Here is a 17264-nt window from a genome sequence, read left to right as displayed (position 1 = left end):
CAGACGGTGTGATGCTCCAATAACGGACAAGGGTTAATGCGATGGGCAAGGGACTGGTAACCGCGACGGCAGTGGTCGTCATCGGGGCAGCCGGCTATGTCGGCGGTGTGGCTTACTCAAGCCAGCGCTTTGAAGATGAGATGGCCCGCATGGTGGCAGAGCTCGACAGGAGCTCCGACATCAAGGCGACCCGTGAGGATGTCGACAGCGGCTGGTTCGGCTCCACGGGCCGGTTAGAGATGGAACTCGCCACCGGGGACGGTGAAGGCCCCATGCGCATCGTATTGCCCTATGAAGCCGGCCACGGCCTGCTGTCGACCACCATGCAGGGCAATGTCAAGGTGCTGTACGGTACGCCGTCACGCGACGTCTTCGCCGAAGTGCTTGGCGATGGCAAGGCGATCGCCTTCGATGGCAGCGTCGACAACTTCAGCGGCGCCAGCGACACCACCCTGACCTTGCCGGCCTTCGACTGGCAGGACCCGGAGAGCGGCACGCGCATCGACTTCCAGGGCGGCGAGCTGCTGGCCTCCCACGATGGCGGTGACACGCCGGAAATCACCGTGGATGGCGAGATCACGCCGTTCGATATCACCAATGGCGCCGAGAAGGTCAGCGTCGGTACCCTGAGCCTCAATGGCATCTATCGCGGGGCGGACAATGACTTCCGTCAGGACGACAAGATCGTGCTGGACACCCTGACCATCGACAACGGCACCGGTCAGCCGCCGGTGGTCGCCAGCGATATCCGTTACAGCGGTGAAACGCGTCTGGACCCGACCGAGCTGCGCTATCTGATGAAGCTGTCGGTGCAGGATGTCAGCGCGGGTGATCAGCAGATGGCCAGCGGCGACGTGTCCATCTCGATCGATCGTCTGCAGGGCGCGGCCGTCTATGACTTCATCACCCAGCTGCAGGGCTTGCTGGAAGAAGCGGGCAAGCCGTTCGAGGAGCTGAGTGAAGAGCAGCAGGTCGCAATCCTCGAGAAGGTCGAAGCGCCGCTGTTCACCATGCTGAGCACCTCTCCGCGCATGACGCTGGAATCGCTGAATGCCAAGAGCGATGCCTTCGGTGTCGACATGCAGGGTGATGGCCAGATGATTCTCGATGGTGCCGATATCACCGATCTGACCATTCAGGAACTACAGACCGTGCCGGGTCAGCAGGCCTTCCTGAATCGTCTGAGCGGGCGCTTCGAGTTCCGCAACGTGCCGCCGATGATGGCCATGATGGCGGGTGTCTCTCCGCAGGCCGCTGACCGCAACCTCGTGGTCGAGATCGATGGTGATAGCGTGAAGATCAACGGCACCCCGATCTACTGAGGGAGATGCGCGGCGCTGGTGTCACGAGAGCTCAGTGACGCCAGCACCGTGTAGTATGCTGGAAACGACAATGCCCGCCTCATGGCGGGCATTGTCGTTTCCAGGGGGCGCATCAGGTGCCACCCTGAACACGCAGTGTTGCGCCCCCGGTGCGGCAAGCCTGCCTTGATAAAGTGGCTCACTGGCCGCATTGGGGGAGATGATCGCCTCAACCGAGGCCTGGTTTCATGAGGGTTGCATGCCACGTCACGAAGAGATTTCCGATAACGACGATATTCTTGCCGGCTTCGAGGATGACAGCCAGTCACAAGAGCCTTCTTCTTCCGCCTCGGGTGGGTTGGTGCCGAGTGGTGACCAGCTGCCGGAGCGCATCTACCTGCTGCCGATTCACAATCGCCCGTTCTTCCCGGCCCAGGTTCAGCCGCTGGTGATCAACAAGCAGCGTTGGGCCGAGACCATGCAGTTGGTCGGCAATACGCCGCATCATGCTGTCGGTCTGGCCTTCGTCGGCGATGTCGAGGTCGATGAGCTGGGGGTCGAGCACTTCCCCGAGATCGGCTCCGCCGTGCGCGTCCACAAGCCTGAAGACGGCGATGATCAGGTACAGTTCATCGCCCAGGGGCTGCGCCGCTTCCGCATCACGCGCTGGTTGTCGCGCAAGCCTCCCTATCTGGTCGAGGTCACCTATCCGCGTGAGCCGGTCGATGCCGAGAGCGATGAGGCGCGCGCCTACGCGATGGCGATGATCAACGGCATCAAGGAATTGCTGCCGATCAACCCGCTGTACGGCGAGGAGCTCAAGCAGTACCTCAATCGCTTCAGCCCGCATGAGCCCGGCCCGCTGACCGATTTCGCCGCCGCCATCACCTCGGCCAAGGGCGCTGAGCTTCAGGAAGTGCTGGAGTCGCTGCCGGTGATGGAGCGCATGCAGAAGGTGCTGCCCCTGCTGCGCAAGGAAATCGAGGTCGCACAGCTGCAGACCGAGATCTCCCAGCAGGTCAACGCGCAGATGGAGAAGCATCAGCGTGAATTCTTCCTGCGCGAGCAGCTCAAGGTCATCCAGCGTGAACTGGGCATCTCCAAGGATGATCGCGAGAACGACGTCGATACCTTCCGCGCGCGTCTCGACGAGCTCAAGGTGCCGGAGCGCGTCCAGTCGCGCATCGATGATGAGCTCGACAAGCTGTCGGTGCTGGAGACCGGCTCGCCGGAATACGGCACCACACGCAACTATCTTGACTGGCTGACCTCGCTGCCGTGGGGCATCACCTCCACCGATCAGCTCAATCTGGCGCATGCGCGTACCGTGCTCAATCGCGATCACGATGGGCTGGATGATGTGAAGTCACGCATCGTCGAGTTTCTGGCCGAGGGCACCTTCAAGGGCGATGTCGGCGGCTCGATCCTGCTGCTGGTCGGCCCGCCCGGCGTGGGCAAGACCTCCATCGGGCGCTCCATCGCCCAGGCGCTGGGACGTGAGTTCTATCGCTTCTCGATCGGCGGCATGCGCGATGAGTCCGAGATCAAGGGCCATCGCCGCACCTACGTGGGCGCCATGCCCGGCAAGCTGGTGCAGGCGCTCAAGGAGGTCAAGGTCGAGAATCCGGTGATCATGCTCGATGAGATCGACAAGCTGGGGCAGTCCTTCCAGGGCGACCCGGCCTCGGCGCTGCTCGAGGTGCTGGACCCGGAGCAGAACGTCGACTTCCTCGATCATTACCTCGATGTGCGCCTCGATCTCTCCAAGGTGCTGTTCGTGTGTACCGCCAATACGCTGGACAGCATCCCAGGCCCGCTGCTGGACCGCATGGAGCAGATTCGCCTCTCCGGCTACATCGCCGAGGAAAAGATGGCGATCGCCAAGCACCACCTGTGGCCGAAGCTGCTGACCCGCGACAACATCCCCAAGAAGCGCATCAATCTGAGTGATGCCGCGCTGCGTCAGGTCATCGAGGGCTATGCGCGTGAGGCCGGCGTGCGTCAGCTGGAGAAACAGCTGCACCGCATCGTGCGCAAGGCGGCGGTGAAGTTGCTGGAAGAGGAGCTGCCGACCGTGAAGGTCTCGGTCAAGAATCTCGAGGAATTCCTCGGTGCGCCGATCTTCCGACGCGAGAAGGTCCTGGCCGGCGAAGGCGTGGTGACCGGGCTTGCCTGGACCAGCATGGGCGGTGCGACCCTGCCCATCGAAGCCACCCGAGTGCATGGCCTGACGCGTGGTTTGAAGCTGACCGGCAAGCTGGGCGACGTGATGCAGGAGTCGGCCAACATCGCCTACTCCTACACCCTGGCCAATCTCGAGGCCTACGATGCCGAAGCGGACTTCTTCAACGAGTCCTTCATTCACCTGCACGTACCTGAAGGTGCGACGCCCAAGGACGGCCCCAGCGCCGGCGTGACCATGACCACGGCGCTGATGTCGTTGGCCAAGCATCAGGCGCCACGCAAGGGGCTGGCGATGACCGGTGAGCTGACCTTGACCGGCCAGGTGCTGCCGGTGGGCGGTATCCGTGAGAAGGTGATTGCGGCGCGGCGCAGTGATATCTACGAGCTGATTCTGCCGCAGGCCAACCAGCGCGATTACGATGAGCTGCCGGAATACCTGAAGGAAGGCATGATCGTGCACTTCGCGGCGCGCTACGCGGATGTCTCGCGTGTGGTCTTCGACAGTGACAGCGCCCAGCGTCATTGAGTGGTGTGTGATCAGCGGCGAGGCGTGAGTGACAAGCGCTGATTGCCAGGCTCTGAGCGCCAGATGCTGAGCTCCACCAGCGCCGAAGTCAGCCGCAAGACGACAGAGGCCCCGCCAATTGGCGGGGCCTCTGTCGTTGCTGTGCTTTCTTCTTCCTTGGCTTGGGTCTGTCGATTCCGGGAGAGTCTGGGAGAGCGATTGGAAGGGCGATTGGAAGAGCGATCGGGAGGGTGATCGTGAAAGGGGCTGTTCAGCCTGGTTCGTGCTCAGGCGGTGTCGAGTTGCTCGAGGACGGCCGCTTCGGCGGCATTGCGCCCGACGCTGGCAATGCCGTTGTCGCGGCCGGATTCCGACTTGTACATCTGACTGCGACCGATCTGCTGGCTGTTGGCGGCCAGCAAGGTGAAATAGAAACGTCCGTCCTTGGCGACTTCCCGGGTGAAGCGTTTTTCCTCGACGGCATTCTTGCGCACGGATTCCACGCCGTTCAGGCAGCCGCGCTTGTCGGCATAGCCCTGACTCTGCAGGATCTTCTCGCCGTTGCCTGCCTTCAGTGCAAAGTAGAACTTGCTGTCCTTGCCCCGAGTGATGACGAATTTTCCGGCCATGGGTGACTCCTGTTCCTTGTGGGGTGTCTGGCATTGCCTGATGTGTCGTCATTCAGTGTAATCAGCACCTCCCGCCGCAGACCCACGCTAGAGGCCGCTTCATTCAACGCTTTCGGCGCTTGTCGGCATCTTTCGGGGCTGCTGGTGGCGTGGGCGGCGCTATCTGGTAGGCAAGCGGGGCCGGTACATGACAGAATTGACCCTAGGCAGACAGCGTTGACCCAAGAGGCACGCGTCTCCTCTGGACACCAGGTGTGCGTACCCCGAGCGGGGCGCCGCCTGACCAAAACAGAAGCCGCTCCCGTGCGGAGTGATTCTGCAGCGGATTGCGCAGAAGGGCGGCGTCAATTTTCTGACCCCGCCAGGCGCAATTCCATGAATCAGTCCCTCTTCGCACAGGAGAGCGGCCAAGCATTGAATGAGGTTTACCATGCCAGAGTATCGCTCCCGTACGACCACCGCAGGTCGTAACATGGCCGGCGCTCGCGCCCTGTGGCGCGCCACCGGCATGAAAGATGGCGACTTCCAGAAGCCGATCATCGCCGTTGCCAACTCCTTTACCCAGTTCGTGCCGGGCCACGTCCACCTCAAGGACATGGGTCAGCTGGTCGCGCGCGAGATCGAGAAGGCCGGCGGCGTCGCCAAGGAATTCAACACCATTGCGGTCGATGATGGCATCGCCATGGGCCACGACGGCATGCTGTATTCGCTGCCGTCGCGTGACCTGATCGCCGACAGCGTCGAATACATGGTGAATGCCCACTGTGCGGATGCGCTGGTGTGCATCTCCAACTGTGACAAGATCACCCCGGGGATGCTGATGGCCGCCATGCGCCTCAACATCCCGGTCATCTTCGTCTCCGGCGGCCCGATGGAAGCCGGCAAGACCAAGCTGCTGGATCACGGCCTCGATCTGGTCGATGCCATGGTCATCGCCGCCGATGACAGCGTCGACGACGAGACGGTCGCCGAGATCGAGCGCAGCGCCTGCCCGACCTGTGGCAGCTGCTCGGGCATGTTCACTGCCAACTCCATGAACTGCCTGATGGAAGCGCTGGGTCTGGCATTGCCGGGCAACGGCACCGTACTGGCCACGCACTCCGATCGTCGTCGTCTGTTCGAGAACGCCGGGCATCGCATCGTCGAGCTGGCGCGCCGTTACTACGAAGGCAACGAAGAGCATCTGTTGCCGCGTGCCATCGGCTCCCGCGCCGCCTTCGCCAACGCAATGACGCTGGATATCGCCATGGGTGGCTCGACCAATACCATCCTGCACCTGCTGGCCGCCGCTCAGGAAGCCGGTGTCGACTTCACCATGTCCGACATCGACAAGCTGTCCCATAGCGTGCCGCAGATGTGCAAGGTGGCGCCGAACACCCAGAAGTATCACATCGAGGATGTCCATCGTGCCGGCGGCATCATGGGGATTCTGGGCGAGCTGGATCGTGCCGGTGTGCTGGATACCTCAGTGCCGACCGTCTATGGCGACTCGCTGTCTGCGGCTCTGGAAGAGTGGGACATCATGCGTTCGCCCACTGATGAAGTCATCGAGTTCTATCGCGCCGGCCCGGGCGGTATCCCGACCCAGACCGCCTTCTCGCAGAGCGCGCGCTGGCCGAGCCTAGATGGTGATCGCGCCCAGGGCTGTATCCGCGACTACGACCATTGCTTCTCCACCCAGGGCGGCCTGGCCGTGCTGTACGGCAACATCGCACTGGATGGTTGCGTGGTGAAGACCGCTGGCGTCGATGACTCCATCCTCGTTTTCGAAGGCCGTGCCTACGTCTGTGAGTCCCAGGATCAGGCGGTGGAAGACATCCTGGCCGACAAGGTCAAGGAAGGCGACGTCGTGATCATCCGCTACGAAGGGCCGAAGGGCGGTCCGGGCATGCAGGAAATGCTCTACCCGACGTCCTATCTCAAGTCAAAGGGGCTGGGCAAGGCGTGTGCGCTGCTCACTGACGGTCGTTTCTCCGGCGGTACCTCGGGCTTGTCCATCGGTCACGCGTCTCCGGAAGCGGCGGCGGGCGGTGCCATCGGCCTGGTCGAGCATGGCGACACCATCCTGATCGACATCCCGAACCGCACCATCAACGTCAAGCTGAGCGACAGCGAGCTGCATGAGCGCCGTGAAGCGATGGATGCCCGTGGCAAGGATGCCTGGAAGCCGAGCATCCAGCGCAACCGTCGTGTCTCCGCCGCGCTCAAGGCCTATGCCTTGCTGGCGACCTCTGCCGACAAGGGCGCCGTGCGCGACCTGAGCAAGCTGGACTGAGAATCGGCTTCAGATATCTGACCCGGTCTCTGAGCAGGCCTCTGCGCAGAAACACCGCGCAAGCCTGTGTGACTCCTGTATGTCTCCTTTGTGAGTACTGAGTGAGTACTGAGTGAGTTAAACGACAACGGCCACCCTTCGGGGTGGCCGTTGTCGTTGATGGGGATGTGCCTGAAGGGCATCCGCGGCAGGTCGCACACACGAAGGGCCGCACTCAGGGCAGATCGGGTGAGGGGAAGCCGCTCGGGGCCTGGGGGCTTGCGAAGGTGTCGGTCGGGATGACCGGCTCCAGCTCCAGGAAGCGCACGCGATTGCGTCCCTGGCGTTTGGCCTTCTTGAGTGCGTGCTGGGCGCGCTCGCAAAGCTCGAGACGGTTGGCCAGCGTGAGCGTATCGGGCGCCGGGTGATAGCAGGTCAGCCCGATGCTGCAGGTGACCGGCCCATCGAGTCCATGCAGTTCTGCCGTGGCATGGCGGACGCGCTCGGCGAGGATGATGGCGCCGCTGGAATCTGTCTGGCCCAGCACCGCAATCAGCGAGCCATCGTCGCGCTGACTGAGCAGGTCGCTCTTGCGTGTCGCGTTGCGCAAAATGGTGGAGACCTGCTGCAGTGCGCGGTCTCCTGCGGCGCGGCCGTACTGGCGATTGAAGTCGGTAAAGGCATCCACGTTGAGCAGCAGGATCGACAGTGGCTGCCCGTGGCGTGCACTGCGCGCGATCTCGCCATCCAGCTGTTGCTCGAAGATCTCGGTGGGCAACAGCTTGTCCAGCACCGACGGCACGGCCGGACCCGGGGGCGCCATGCTGGCCAGCTTGTGCCGCATGCGGGCCAGGCTCTCCTCGTGGGAGCGCTGCTCGCTGAGGTCCTGGTGCTGGCTGAGAATGACGCCGGAGTGGCTGTCGATCACATCCAGATGCAGCATGACTTCGATGATCTGCCCCTGTCTGCCCAGATAGCGATGCGGCTGCTCGAAGTGGGTGATCTCGCCGGCCTGCATGGCCAGAAGCGCCTCCTGACAGGCCTGCATGTCAGCAGGGTGGGAGACATCCTCCAGCGCGCCGCGCTGCAGTTCACTCCTCTCCGTCCCCAGCAGTTGGGCCAGCGCCGGATTGAGGCGTGTCCAATGGCCATGGAAGTCCATGATCGCCATCGGGAGCTGGCAGCGCGAGAACAGCAGCTCCATCTCCTGGTAGGCGAGGCGCAGGTTGCTCAGTTCACTGGTCAGCCGCTTGCGCGCATTCTCGCGATCGATCAAGCCTCCCAGCAGGCTGGCCAGTGTCTCGACCAGTGCACGATCGCTGGCGCTGAAATCTGCCGCGCGCGGTGAGTTGTCGCCGAAGCAGACGGTGCCGGTCAGACGGCCTTCGGTCCACACCGGGGCGGCGATATAGCTCTGGAAGGGCATCGACTTGAGGGCCGGATGAGCCTCGAGTGCTGGCGTGGTCGCGATATTGGCGTAGGCGATGCAGCCAGCCTGCTCAACGACTTCATTGCAGTAGGTCTCGTTCAGCGGTGCGATCGCGCCCTCGACCTTGCCGGGCGGCGAATTGACCGCTGCCATGATTTCATAGCGATTGGCCTCAGCGTGGCCGAGGATGCCGGTGGTCATCCCCAGCAGGCGGCAAGCGGTCACCAGGTACTCTCTGAGCTGTTCGCTGAAGGTTCCCGCAGGCGCGAGTGTCAGGGCAAACAGCGCTTGCAGCTGGGCGGGTCCGAGATTCTCATTGAGGAAGACAGTCGCGGCGGCGGCTTGTGGTGAGAGCTCTGAGGTATCAACTGGACTCGAGTGCCCCGAAGAGGGTGGTCGCGCGGGCGGAGTAGGCAGCATGTGACATCCTTATCTTGCATGTTGCGGGGAGAGGGAATGACCAAAAAAAGAGTATGGCGGTTGGGAGCGATGAACGGGCGTTTTGCCGGGGCAGGAAATCAACTGTTCATACACGTAAGACTGGCGGGGCCTTTCGAGGTGCGACTGGATTGGAGACGCGCCAGGCCGTGACTCTGGTGGTGGTACAAAAGAAACGGGGAGGCCGGTCGATGGCTGATCGACGGCCTCCCCGACAAGTTCTTTCTCTGCCCACCATGATGCGTCGTCATGCGTGGCAGAGTCTGTGTGCTGCTCGTCCTGTCATCCGTGTCCCGTGCCGTTTCACACCTGGTGTCACCGGTGGGGCAGGCAGGATCCCGCTGTTGTCATGCGTATCGTTGTTGGCTCAGGCGGCTTCTGCCAGCTGAGGTTCCGCTGTCGCTTCCATATCGATGGCTTCCAACGCCAGTTCGATCGAGAACCAGTTGTCGTTCAGCCACAATTCCAATGCTTCATTGCTCATGCACATCGTCAAGTCTCCCCGAGAGTAGTGGCAAGCGCGTGTGTGTCATGGTGTGCTGCCGGTAAGCAGCAATCAACAGTATGGCGTCTCCTTGCCGAGAGCGAATGAAGTTTGCGCGACGATATGATGTCAGCAGCCTTGGATAGCGAAAGCAGGACATCACCCATGGTCAAATGACCATGGGTGATGTCCTGCTTTTCGTGAAGGATGAGTCTCTCAGTCTCGAGAGCTTGCTTGCCGGGGGAAGCTTCTATTTGCCAAGGAGCGCTTCAGGCTGTTGGCGAGGCGGCAGGCTGTTGGCGTGGTATCAGACTGAAAGGAGCGAGCCTCAGCGGCGAGTGAAGGAGCGCAGCAGGCTGCGAATCAGCGTCCGTCCCAGCTGTGACCCCAAGGCGCGCATCACGGACTTGAGCAGGGTCTCCATGACGCCCTGACGCTGCCTGCCACCGGAGCGTGGGGCGCTTTCGGCCACCGGGCTTGTTTGCTCGGTGTCGCGGCGGGCAGCGCTGGCAGCGGCTTGAGCGCTTCCATCATGTTCTGTGGTAGACGGCGTGGTGTCAGGCGTTGCCGCTGGCGTCTCCTGTGGCCGAACCTGGGCCGTCGCCGAGCTCGTCAGTTGCGCCTCGAGACGCTCGTGAGCCGATTCACGGTCTATCACCTCATCGTAGCGACCGGCCAGTGATGAGCTTGCCAGCAGCGCTGTGCGCTCGCTGTCACTCAACGGGCCGATCCGCCCACGTGGCGGTGCGATCAAGGTGCGCTCCACCTGGGTGGGCGTGCCCTTGCTGTCGAGCACCGAGACCAATGCCTCGCCCACGCCCAGCTCCGTGATCACCTGAGCCGTATCGAGGGCCGGATTGGGGCGGAAGGTCTCGGCAGCGGTCTTGACGGCCTTCTGGTCGCGTGGAGTGAAGGCGCGCAGGGCATGCTGGATCCGGTTGCCCAGCTGGCCGAGCACGTCATCGGGGATGTCGGCGGGGGATTGGGTCACGAAGTAGACGCCGACCCCCTTGGAGCGAATCAGGCGCACCGTCTGCTCGAGGCGCTCAAGCAATGCCTTGGGAGCGGCGTCGAACAGCAGGTGGGCCTCGTCGAAGAAGAACACCAGCACCGGGCGGTCGGCATCGCCGCGTTCGGGGAGGGTGCGAAAGAGCGTCGACAGGAACCACAGCAGGAAGGTGGTATAGAGGCGTGGACTCTGCATCAACTCACGCCCATCGAGCAGATTGATGAAGCCGCGTGTCTGGTCCCCTTCGTCAGTGGTCGCCAGCATGTCATTGATGTCGAGCGCCGGTTCGGCGAAGAAACGCTCACCGCCCTGGGTGGCCAGCACATGCACCCGGCGCAGCATGGCGCCGAGACTCTGGGGGCTGACACTGCCATAGCGCTCCTCGAAGCCCTCGCGTTCACGCTCAATATGCTTGAGCAGGCTGATCAGGTCCTTGAGGTCGATCAGCTCCAGCCCTTCACGTTCGGCATGATCGAAGGCCAGGTGCATCAGGCCACTCTGGGTGTCGTTCAATTCCAGCAGGGTCGACATCAGCTCAGGCCCCATGGAAGCCACGCTGGCGCGCACTGCATGCCCGCTCTTGCCGAACAGATCCCACAGCCTGACGGGCGCGGCCTGAGGCTGCCAGTCATTGATGCCGAGGCTGGCGAGACGTTCATCGACGCGCGGATGCGGGGCACCCGCCGCGGCGATACCGGAGAGGTCACCCTTGACGTCGGCGGTGAACACCGGCACTCCCATGCGCGAAAACTCTTCAGCCAGCACCTGCAACGTGACGGTCTTGCCGGTACCTGTCGCACCGGCGACCAGGCCGTGTCGATTGGCCAGTGCCCCGGCTAGAGTGATGTGGCCCTTGGGTCCCTGTCCTGCGAGTCCCCCGATCAGCACGTCTGGCATGTGAGTCTCCTGTCATTCAGGTGATGGCGGTGCTTGCAGAGGGAGGTGTGGCGACCACTGCCGATGACCGCAGAGATGGGCGATGTCGTGGAGTCATAGGGTTACAAAATGTTTCGTTGAGTAAAATACTGCAAGCCATCTTGCGCCACTTGACGCATGGCGTCAGGCAACCGACGCGCGGCAAGCCGCCTGATGAGCGGCCAGCAGCCCATATGGGCGCTAATTAAACGCGAGCCGATATCTTACTCTTGTATAGGAAATCTGGAAGAAAGATATTTTTCTTTCCCTTCTCTGCTTGAAAGTCTGGCCCTGTAGTTCCATATCTTTAGGCATCAGGGCGCATGTGACGCAACACGCCTCGGCAGATTGGCGCTTTCGTCAAGAATGACACCAGCAGGTTCGGGTACAACTCTGGTGACGTTTTTTGAAGAATGCTCCGACAAGCAGCCGACGCGCTAGAGAGTGTTTGGGACATGCGCCGCAAAGATTTGACGCAGTACCACAAGACGTCGTTGAGATAGTTAGGAGCGTCTTGTGGAGCCTGGAACTCGAGACATCCAGTCTCGGGGTTCTTGAAGGCTTACCGGCAACGGCCGAGCGAATCATCTGCTCGTCTCTTGCAACAGACCGCTACTGGAGGATGGATCATGAAGAAGCTGACTGCTGCACTTTTCGCGACTGCCCTGGCACTGCCGACCACCGCTGCCTTTGCCGAGCACCACGAATCCAGCAACACCGGTTCCGCCAACACTGGCGCCCACTCCACCAAGGTAGAGGGCGGTACTGCTGCGGGTCATGAAGATGGCAAGGTGCATGACGATGCCGAACGCAACACCGAGAGTGGTTCTGCCAACACCAAGAAGGATTCCATGATGGTGGAAGGTGGCACGGCCCAGTCCGAGTCCGCCAAGCACGGCAAGGTCATGGATAAAGGCGAAGACCACATGGGCGTCAGCCCGGAATCCGGTTCGTCCAACACCGCTGATGGCAGCATGAAGACCGAATAAGCGTGTCTTGACGGTCTGGTCTCAGGCCAGACCCGCAATGGATCTTGCGGTGCCTGAACGAGTCGCCAGCACGACCCGTTTGAGCGCATCGCGAGTGAAACGACAAGCCCCCGCCATTGGCGGGGGCTTGTCGTCGTATGGGAATACGTAAAGCTGGGTGTGAGGGGCAGGAAAGAAGGGGCAGGTTCCTCAGGTGCTCGTCATCGTTGCTTGCCACCAAGCCCTACCACCAGCGAGGGCTGTAGGTATCTTCCCCGGCCAGCAGGCGTTCGCGGGCCATGAACAGCGCCGCGATCGCGCGCGCCTCGTGGAAGTCCTCACGCGCCAGCAGCGCCGGCAGTTCATCGAGGCGGTGGCGCTCGACGACCAGCGGTTCCGGTTCATCGCCCGGCAGGCGCTTTTCGAACAGGTCGCGCGCCAGCATCACGTTCATGCGGTGATCCATATAGTTGGGCGCCAGGCTCAGTTCGGCCAGTGGCTCGATGTTGTGCGCGCCATAACCGCATTCTTCCATCAATTCGCGATTGGCGGCGGTCACCGGGTCCTCGCCCGGGTCGATCAGTCCCTTGGGCAAGGTCAGCACATATTGCTCAGGGCCAGCGGCATATTCGCGGATCAGCAGCACGTGGTCGGGGTCGGGCATGGCGACGATCATCACCGCGCCGTGACCGCCGCTCTTGAGGCGCTCGAAGCTGCGGGTGGCGCCATTGGAGAAGGTCAACTCCAGCGCTTCGACGGCGAACAGGCGCGAGCGTGCGACCTCGCGGCGTGAGTCGATCCGCGGCGGCGTCAGCGTGTGGCTGGCGTCTGAATGACTCATGGTCGGGTGAACGGTATCTGGCGCATCATCCATCGCAAGTCCTCGCGAGGCAGTATGAGAAGAGAGAACACTGTCGCTCATCGTGGCAGGCCGCCGCGAGCGGGGCAATCACAAGCCGCCATCCCCCCTCGTTGCACATGCGCGCCCGTGGGCCATGCTTTACACTATGAGGCCAAATTTCCCTCTGGCTGACAGAATCCGATGCTTGACTGGAACACTATCGATACCGTGCTGTTGGACATGGACGGCACTCTGCTTGACCTTCACTTCGACAGCCACTTCTGGCTCGAACACCTGCCCAGGCGTTACTGCGAGCTGCACCGCCTCGATGAGGCGCTGCAGGCCGATCTCAAGGCGCGCATCATCAGCGAGTCCGGCACGCTCAACTGGTACAGCCTCGATTACTGGAGCCGTGAGCTCGAGCTCGACGTCGTCGCCTTGAAGCGTGAAGTGCAGCATCTGATCGGCTATCGCCATGAGGCCGAGGACTTCCTCGCCTGGCTGCGCGATCAGCCGCAACGCGTGGTGCTGGCGACCAACGCCGACCGTCATGGCATCGATCTCAAGTTCGCGCTGACCGGCATGGGCGACTACTTCGACGCCGTGGTGTCGTCCGCGGATCTGGGCCACGCCAAGGAAGAGCAGGCCTTCTGGCACAAGCTCAACGAGATCGAGCCCTTCGATCCGGCGCGTACCCTGTTCATCGATGACAATCCCCAGGTACTGGAAAGTGCCCACACCTATGGCATTGCCCATCTGCTGGGTGTGCGTCAGCCGGATTCGAAGCGCCCTGCGCGTGATTTCGAGCGTGTGCACGGCCTGGACGGCTTTGCAGTGCTGACCGAGGGCGCGGGCCCTGAGGTGGCCAATGCCGGAGTCTCGAGCGACGGGGAGGGCAAGGAGGCGTCATGAGCGATCAGGTACGTATCGACAAGTGGTTGTGGGCGGCGCGTTTCTTCAAGACGCGTGGCATGGCCAAGAAGGCCATCGAAGGCGGCAAGATCCAGTACAACGGCGGCAAGGTGAAAACCTCCAAGACCGTCGAGGTCGGCGCCATGATCGAGGTGCCGCAGGGCTGGGATCGCCTCGTTGTCGAGGTGCTGGCCCTCAGCGACCAGCGCCGTGGCGCCCCCGAGGCCCAGAAGCTCTATCAGGAGACGCAGGAGTCCCGCGAGCGCCGTGAGCATGAGGCCGAGACGCGTCGCCTCGGCAATCAGGGTATGACGCCGCCTCCCGGCCGTCCTGACAAGAAACAGCGTCGCAACATCCATCGCTTCCAGCGCCAGGATGCCGATAGCTGAGCCAGCGCGAGTCACCGCCGGGCGCCGTTGCACCGACCGGCACAATTTCCATACCGATGTGTGTCAGCACATCGTTGTTGGCGGCCTGACATGGGGGCGCTTGTGCGCTCTCCCTTCACGCCTGCCTTGAGGTCCCTCAATGAGCGAACACGACATGCAAGATTCCCATTCCACTGACGATGCGGCCGCGCCGAGCTTCGATCAGATCCAGCGCTTCCTGTTCGATGCCACCAACGTGCGTGGCGAGATCGTCACACTCGACAAGGCCTACGCCGAGGTGCTCGATCGTCACTCCTACCCGCAGGCCATCTCGCGCCAGCTGGGCGAGATGCTGGCGGCCGTGGCGCTGCTGACCGAGACCATCAAGCTCGATGGCACCATGACGCTGGAAGTGCGCGGCACCGGTATCGTGCGCCAGCTGATGGCCGAGTCGAACCCCGGCGGGGAGCTGCGCGCCATCGCACGTCTCAGCGATGAAGCGGTGTTGCCGACGGAAGAGTCCAGCCTGCAGGAGCTGGTCGGCCAGGGGCAAATCGTGATCACCCTCGACCCGCGTGAAGGCAAGCGCTATCAGGGCATCGTGGCCATCGATCAGGACAGCCTCGCCGGCTGCCTGGAGAGCTACTTCAGCCAGTCAGAGCAGCTGCCGACCCGCCTGTGGCTGATGGCCGATGGCAAGCGCACCGGCGGCGTGATGCTGCAGCAGCTGCCCAACGATGACGCCAACAAGGACCCGGATGCCTGGGAGCGCGTCGTGCATCTGGCCGAGACCCTCAAGGCCGAGGAGCTGCTGACGCTGGACCAGCAGGAAGTGCTGCATCGTCTCTATCACGAAGAAACCGTGCGCATCTATGAGCCCAAGGCGCTGCGCTTCGGCTGCACCTGTTCGCGCGAGCGTCTGGGCGCTGCACTGCACAGCATCGCCGCCGACGAGCTGCGTCAGATCGTCGCCGAGCAGGGCGAGCTGGCCACCCAGTGTCACTTCTGCCATACCCGCTATTCCTTCAGTGCCGCGGAAGTGGAAGCGATCATCGAAGATCCTGACGCCGAAAGCCCCATCGTGCATTGAGCATTTCCCGACGCGCCGGCGGCTGGCCACGGGGATGATGATTGTCTGACATATCGTCGTCCGTCAGGCGACGGCGACTGCGCCAAAGTGTTGCAACAATGGGCGTTTCCGCCCGACACCCTTTTTGCCATAATGCCTTGCCAGCACAGGGCCGGATGCCCTGTGCTGGTGGTATCGACGGTGTCATGGCATGCCGTCATGCGCGATCGGGCAGCAACGATCGATCACAAAATAAGCCTGTGGCATGTACCTCGGGCATCTGGCTTCAGCCATCAAGAGAGAGGGCGGCCCTGAGCCGCGGAGACGCGAATGAGCAAGCATCAAGACAGTGCGGTGACCACTCACACCAATCTCAGCAGCGCAGAGCTGATCGAGCTGGCAGTGGCTCGCGGCGAAGGACGTCTGGCCGACAACGGCGCGCTGGTCGTGGAGACGGGAGCCCGTAGCGGACGCTCCCCGAACGACCGCTTCATCGTCGACGAGCCGTCCACCTCGGACGCCATCGACTGGGGCAGCGTCAATCGCCCGTTCAGCCCGGAGCGTTTCGACGCCCTGTGGGAGCGCGTCGAGGACTACCTCGGCGAGCGCGACAGCTTCGTCTCCGAACTGCATGTCGGGGCTGACCTCGAGCACTACCTGCCGATCCGCGTGACCACCGAGACGGCCTGGCACAACCTGTTCGCGCGTACCATGTTCGTGCGTCCGGACAGCTTCAATGCCAAGGACAAGAGCGAGTGGACCATCCTCAACGCGCCGCACTTCACCTGCGAGCCACAGCGTGATGGCACCAACTCCGACGGCGTCGTGCTGATCAACTTCGCGCGTCGTCGCGTCCTGCTGGCGGGCATGCGTTACGCCGGTGAGATGAAGAAGGCCATGTTCTCGGTGCAGAACTTCCTGCTGCCGGAAAAGGACGTGCTGCCGATGCACTGCTCCGCCAACGTCGGTGACGACGGCGAGACCACTCTGTTCTTCGGCCTGTCCGGCACCGGCAAGACCACCCTGTCCGCTGACCCGGCGCGTTACCTGATCGGTGATGACGAGCATGGCTGGGGCGAAGGCACCGTCTTCAACATCGAAGGCGGCTGCTACGCCAAGTGCATCGACCTGTCCCAGAAGAACGAGCCGGTGATCTGGAACGCGATCAAGTTCGGTGCCGTGCTGGAAAACGTGGTGCTGGATGACCGTCGTGGCGCGGATTACGGCGATGACCGTCTGAGCCAGAACTCGCGTGCCGCCTACCCGCTGGAGCACATCGAGAAGCGCGTGCCGGAAAACCGTGCCGGCGAGCCGAATGCCATCGTCTTCCTGACCTGCGACATGTCCGGCGTGCTGCCGCCGGTGTCCGTGCTCAGCAAGCAGGCCGCTGCCTATCACTTCCTGTCCGGCTACACCGCCAAGGTCGGCTCCACCGAGATGGGCTCCACCGCCGGTCTCGAAGCCACCTTCTCCACCTGCTTCGGCGCGCCGTTCTTCCCGCGTCCGGCACGTGAATACGCCGACCTGCTGATCAAGCGCATCGATGCCTTCGGCTCACGCGTCTACCTGGTCAACACCGGCTGGACCGGTGGCTCCTACGGTGAGGGCGGCTCACGCTTCTCCATCCCGACCACGCGCGGCATCATCAGCGCGATCCAGAACGGTGCGCTGGCGGACATCGAGACGCGTCACATCGACGTGCTCAACCTGGATGTGCCGGTGCGCGTGCCGGGCGTCGACTCCAGTCTGCTCGACCCGCGTGAGACCTGGGAAGACCGCGCCGCCTACGACAGCAAGGCGCGTGACCTGTCAGCCAAGTTCGTCGAGAACTTCAAGAAGTTCGCCGGCGTGGATGAGGCGATCATCGCGGCAGGCCCGACCCTGGTCTGACGATCAGCGGGATTGATCGCAAGCGGTAAGCAGAAAGCCTCGCCCGGTGTTCCGGGCGAGGCTTTTTC

12 protein-coding genes are annotated in these 17264 nt (G+C 62.6%); 8 read left to right on the top strand and 4 right to left on the bottom strand.

Features of this window, described 5'->3' with window-relative positions; translation table 11 throughout:
* Positions 1–41: 41 nt before the first annotated feature.
* Complete coding sequence (locus AOG28_RS05065) at positions 42–1322, top strand: DUF945 family protein (RefSeq protein WP_054555538.1); 1281 nt, start codon at positions 42–44, stop codon at positions 1320–1322.
* 238 nt (positions 1323–1560) lie between these two features.
* Entirely contained in the window at positions 1561–4011 is a 2451-nt protein-coding gene (gene lon, locus AOG28_RS05060; protein ID WP_082388290.1) for an endopeptidase La, read from the top strand.
* Between the two features lie 266 nt (positions 4012–4277).
* Here lon and AOG28_RS05055 read toward each other — a convergent pair whose 3' ends face one another.
* Entirely contained in the window at positions 4278–4619 is a 342-nt protein-coding gene (locus AOG28_RS05055) for a YegP family protein (protein WP_043331370.1), read from the bottom strand.
* A 430-nt stretch (positions 4620–5049) separates the two neighbouring features.
* Here AOG28_RS05055 and ilvD point away from each other — a divergent pair, with 430 nt between their 5' ends.
* Complete coding sequence (ilvD, locus tag AOG28_RS05050; protein WP_054555537.1) at positions 5050–6894, top strand: dihydroxy-acid dehydratase; 1845 nt, start codon at positions 5050–5052, stop codon at positions 6892–6894.
* A 214-nt stretch (positions 6895–7108) separates the two neighbouring features.
* Here the strand turns inward: ilvD and AOG28_RS05045 are convergent, their stop codons facing one another.
* Both AOG28_RS05045 and AOG28_RS05040 read right to left on the bottom strand, forming a co-directional pair.
* Positions 7109–8722 carry a sensor domain-containing diguanylate cyclase gene (locus AOG28_RS05045; protein WP_082388288.1) on the bottom strand — a complete coding sequence of 538 codons (1614 nt, stop codon included), beginning with the start codon at positions 8720–8722 and terminating at the stop codon, positions 7109–7111.
* An 830-nt stretch (positions 8723–9552) separates the two neighbouring features.
* The gene (locus AOG28_RS05040) at positions 9553–11130 is read right to left on the bottom strand and encodes a helicase HerA-like domain-containing protein (RefSeq protein WP_054555535.1); all 1578 of its coding nucleotides are present in this window, start codon (positions 11128–11130) and stop codon (positions 9553–9555) included.
* A gap of 647 nt (positions 11131–11777) precedes the next feature.
* On the opposite strand from AOG28_RS05040, the gene AOG28_RS05035 reads away from it, so the two are divergent.
* A complete protein-coding gene (locus tag AOG28_RS05035) occupies positions 11778–12137 on the top strand; it encodes a hypothetical protein (RefSeq protein ID WP_054555534.1) in 360 nt (119 codons plus the stop codon).
* Positions 12138–12360: 223 nt separating this feature from the next.
* Here AOG28_RS05035 and nudE read toward each other — a convergent pair whose 3' ends face one another.
* Positions 12361–12957, bottom strand: a complete 597-nt coding sequence (gene nudE / locus AOG28_RS05030) for an ADP compounds hydrolase NudE (RefSeq protein WP_054555726.1) — start codon at positions 12955–12957, stop codon at positions 12361–12363.
* A 201-nt stretch (positions 12958–13158) separates the two neighbouring features.
* Between nudE and yrfG the strand changes: the two genes are divergently transcribed.
* The 4 genes from yrfG (at position 13159) to AOG28_RS05010 (ending at position 17196) form a co-directional block, all read left to right on the top strand.
* Entirely contained in the window at positions 13159–13869 is a 711-nt protein-coding gene (yrfG, locus tag AOG28_RS05025; protein ID WP_082388286.1) for a GMP/IMP nucleotidase, read from the top strand.
* A complete protein-coding gene (locus AOG28_RS05020; protein WP_054555533.1) occupies positions 13866–14258 on the top strand; it encodes an RNA-binding S4 domain-containing protein in 393 nt (130 codons plus the stop codon). Before yrfG ends, AOG28_RS05020 begins: the two co-directional genes overlap by 4 nt.
* 154 nt (positions 14259–14412) lie before the next feature.
* Positions 14413–15327 (top strand): Hsp33 family molecular chaperone HslO, encoded by a 915-nt coding sequence (gene hslO / locus AOG28_RS05015; RefSeq protein ID WP_054555725.1) that lies wholly within the window; start codon positions 14413–14415, stop codon positions 15325–15327.
* A gap of 309 nt (positions 15328–15636) precedes the next feature.
* Complete coding sequence (locus tag AOG28_RS05010) at positions 15637–17196, top strand: phosphoenolpyruvate carboxykinase (protein WP_043331365.1); 1560 nt, start codon at positions 15637–15639, stop codon at positions 17194–17196.
* Positions 17197–17264: the final 68 nt, after the last annotated feature.

The sequence above is a fragment of the Cobetia sp. UCD-24C genome, from assembly GCF_001306765.1.
Lineage (GTDB): Bacteria > Pseudomonadota > Gammaproteobacteria > Pseudomonadales > Halomonadaceae > Cobetia > Cobetia amphilecti.
The sequence above is the reverse complement of the archived record's forward strand: the minus strand, read 5'-3'. Positions and strand labels throughout refer to the sequence as shown.

Excerpts from the sequence above, each read along its gene's own strand:
- AOG28_RS05065 (WP_054555538.1), top strand. The coding sequence starts at position 42 with ATGGGCAAGGGACTGGTAACCGCGACGGCAGTGGTCGTCATCGGGGCA.
- lon (WP_082388290.1), top strand. The coding sequence starts at position 1,561 with ATGCCACGTCACGAAGAGATTTCCGATAACGACGATATTCTTGCCGGC.
- AOG28_RS05055 (WP_043331370.1), bottom strand. The coding sequence starts at position 4,619 with ATGGCCGGAAAATTCGTCATCACTCGGGGCAAGGACAGCAAGTTCTAC.
- ilvD (WP_054555537.1), top strand. The coding sequence starts at position 5,050 with ATGCCAGAGTATCGCTCCCGTACGACCACCGCAGGTCGTAACATGGCC.
- AOG28_RS05045 (WP_082388288.1), bottom strand. The coding sequence starts at position 8,722 with ATGCTGCCTACTCCGCCCGCGCGACCACCCTCTTCGGGGCACTCGAGT.
- AOG28_RS05040 (WP_054555535.1), bottom strand. The coding sequence starts at position 11,130 with ATGCCAGACGTGCTGATCGGGGGACTCGCAGGACAGGGACCCAAGGGC.
- AOG28_RS05035 (WP_054555534.1), top strand. The coding sequence starts at position 11,778 with ATGAAGAAGCTGACTGCTGCACTTTTCGCGACTGCCCTGGCACTGCCG.
- nudE (WP_054555726.1), bottom strand. The coding sequence starts at position 12,957 with ATGAGTCATTCAGACGCCAGCCACACGCTGACGCCGCCGCGGATCGAC.
- yrfG (WP_082388286.1), top strand. The coding sequence starts at position 13,159 with ATGCTTGACTGGAACACTATCGATACCGTGCTGTTGGACATGGACGGC.
- AOG28_RS05020 (WP_054555533.1), top strand. The coding sequence starts at position 13,866 with ATGAGCGATCAGGTACGTATCGACAAGTGGTTGTGGGCGGCGCGTTTC.
- hslO (WP_054555725.1), top strand. The coding sequence starts at position 14,413 with ATGCAAGATTCCCATTCCACTGACGATGCGGCCGCGCCGAGCTTCGAT.
- AOG28_RS05010 (WP_043331365.1), top strand. The coding sequence starts at position 15,637 with ATGAGCAAGCATCAAGACAGTGCGGTGACCACTCACACCAATCTCAGC.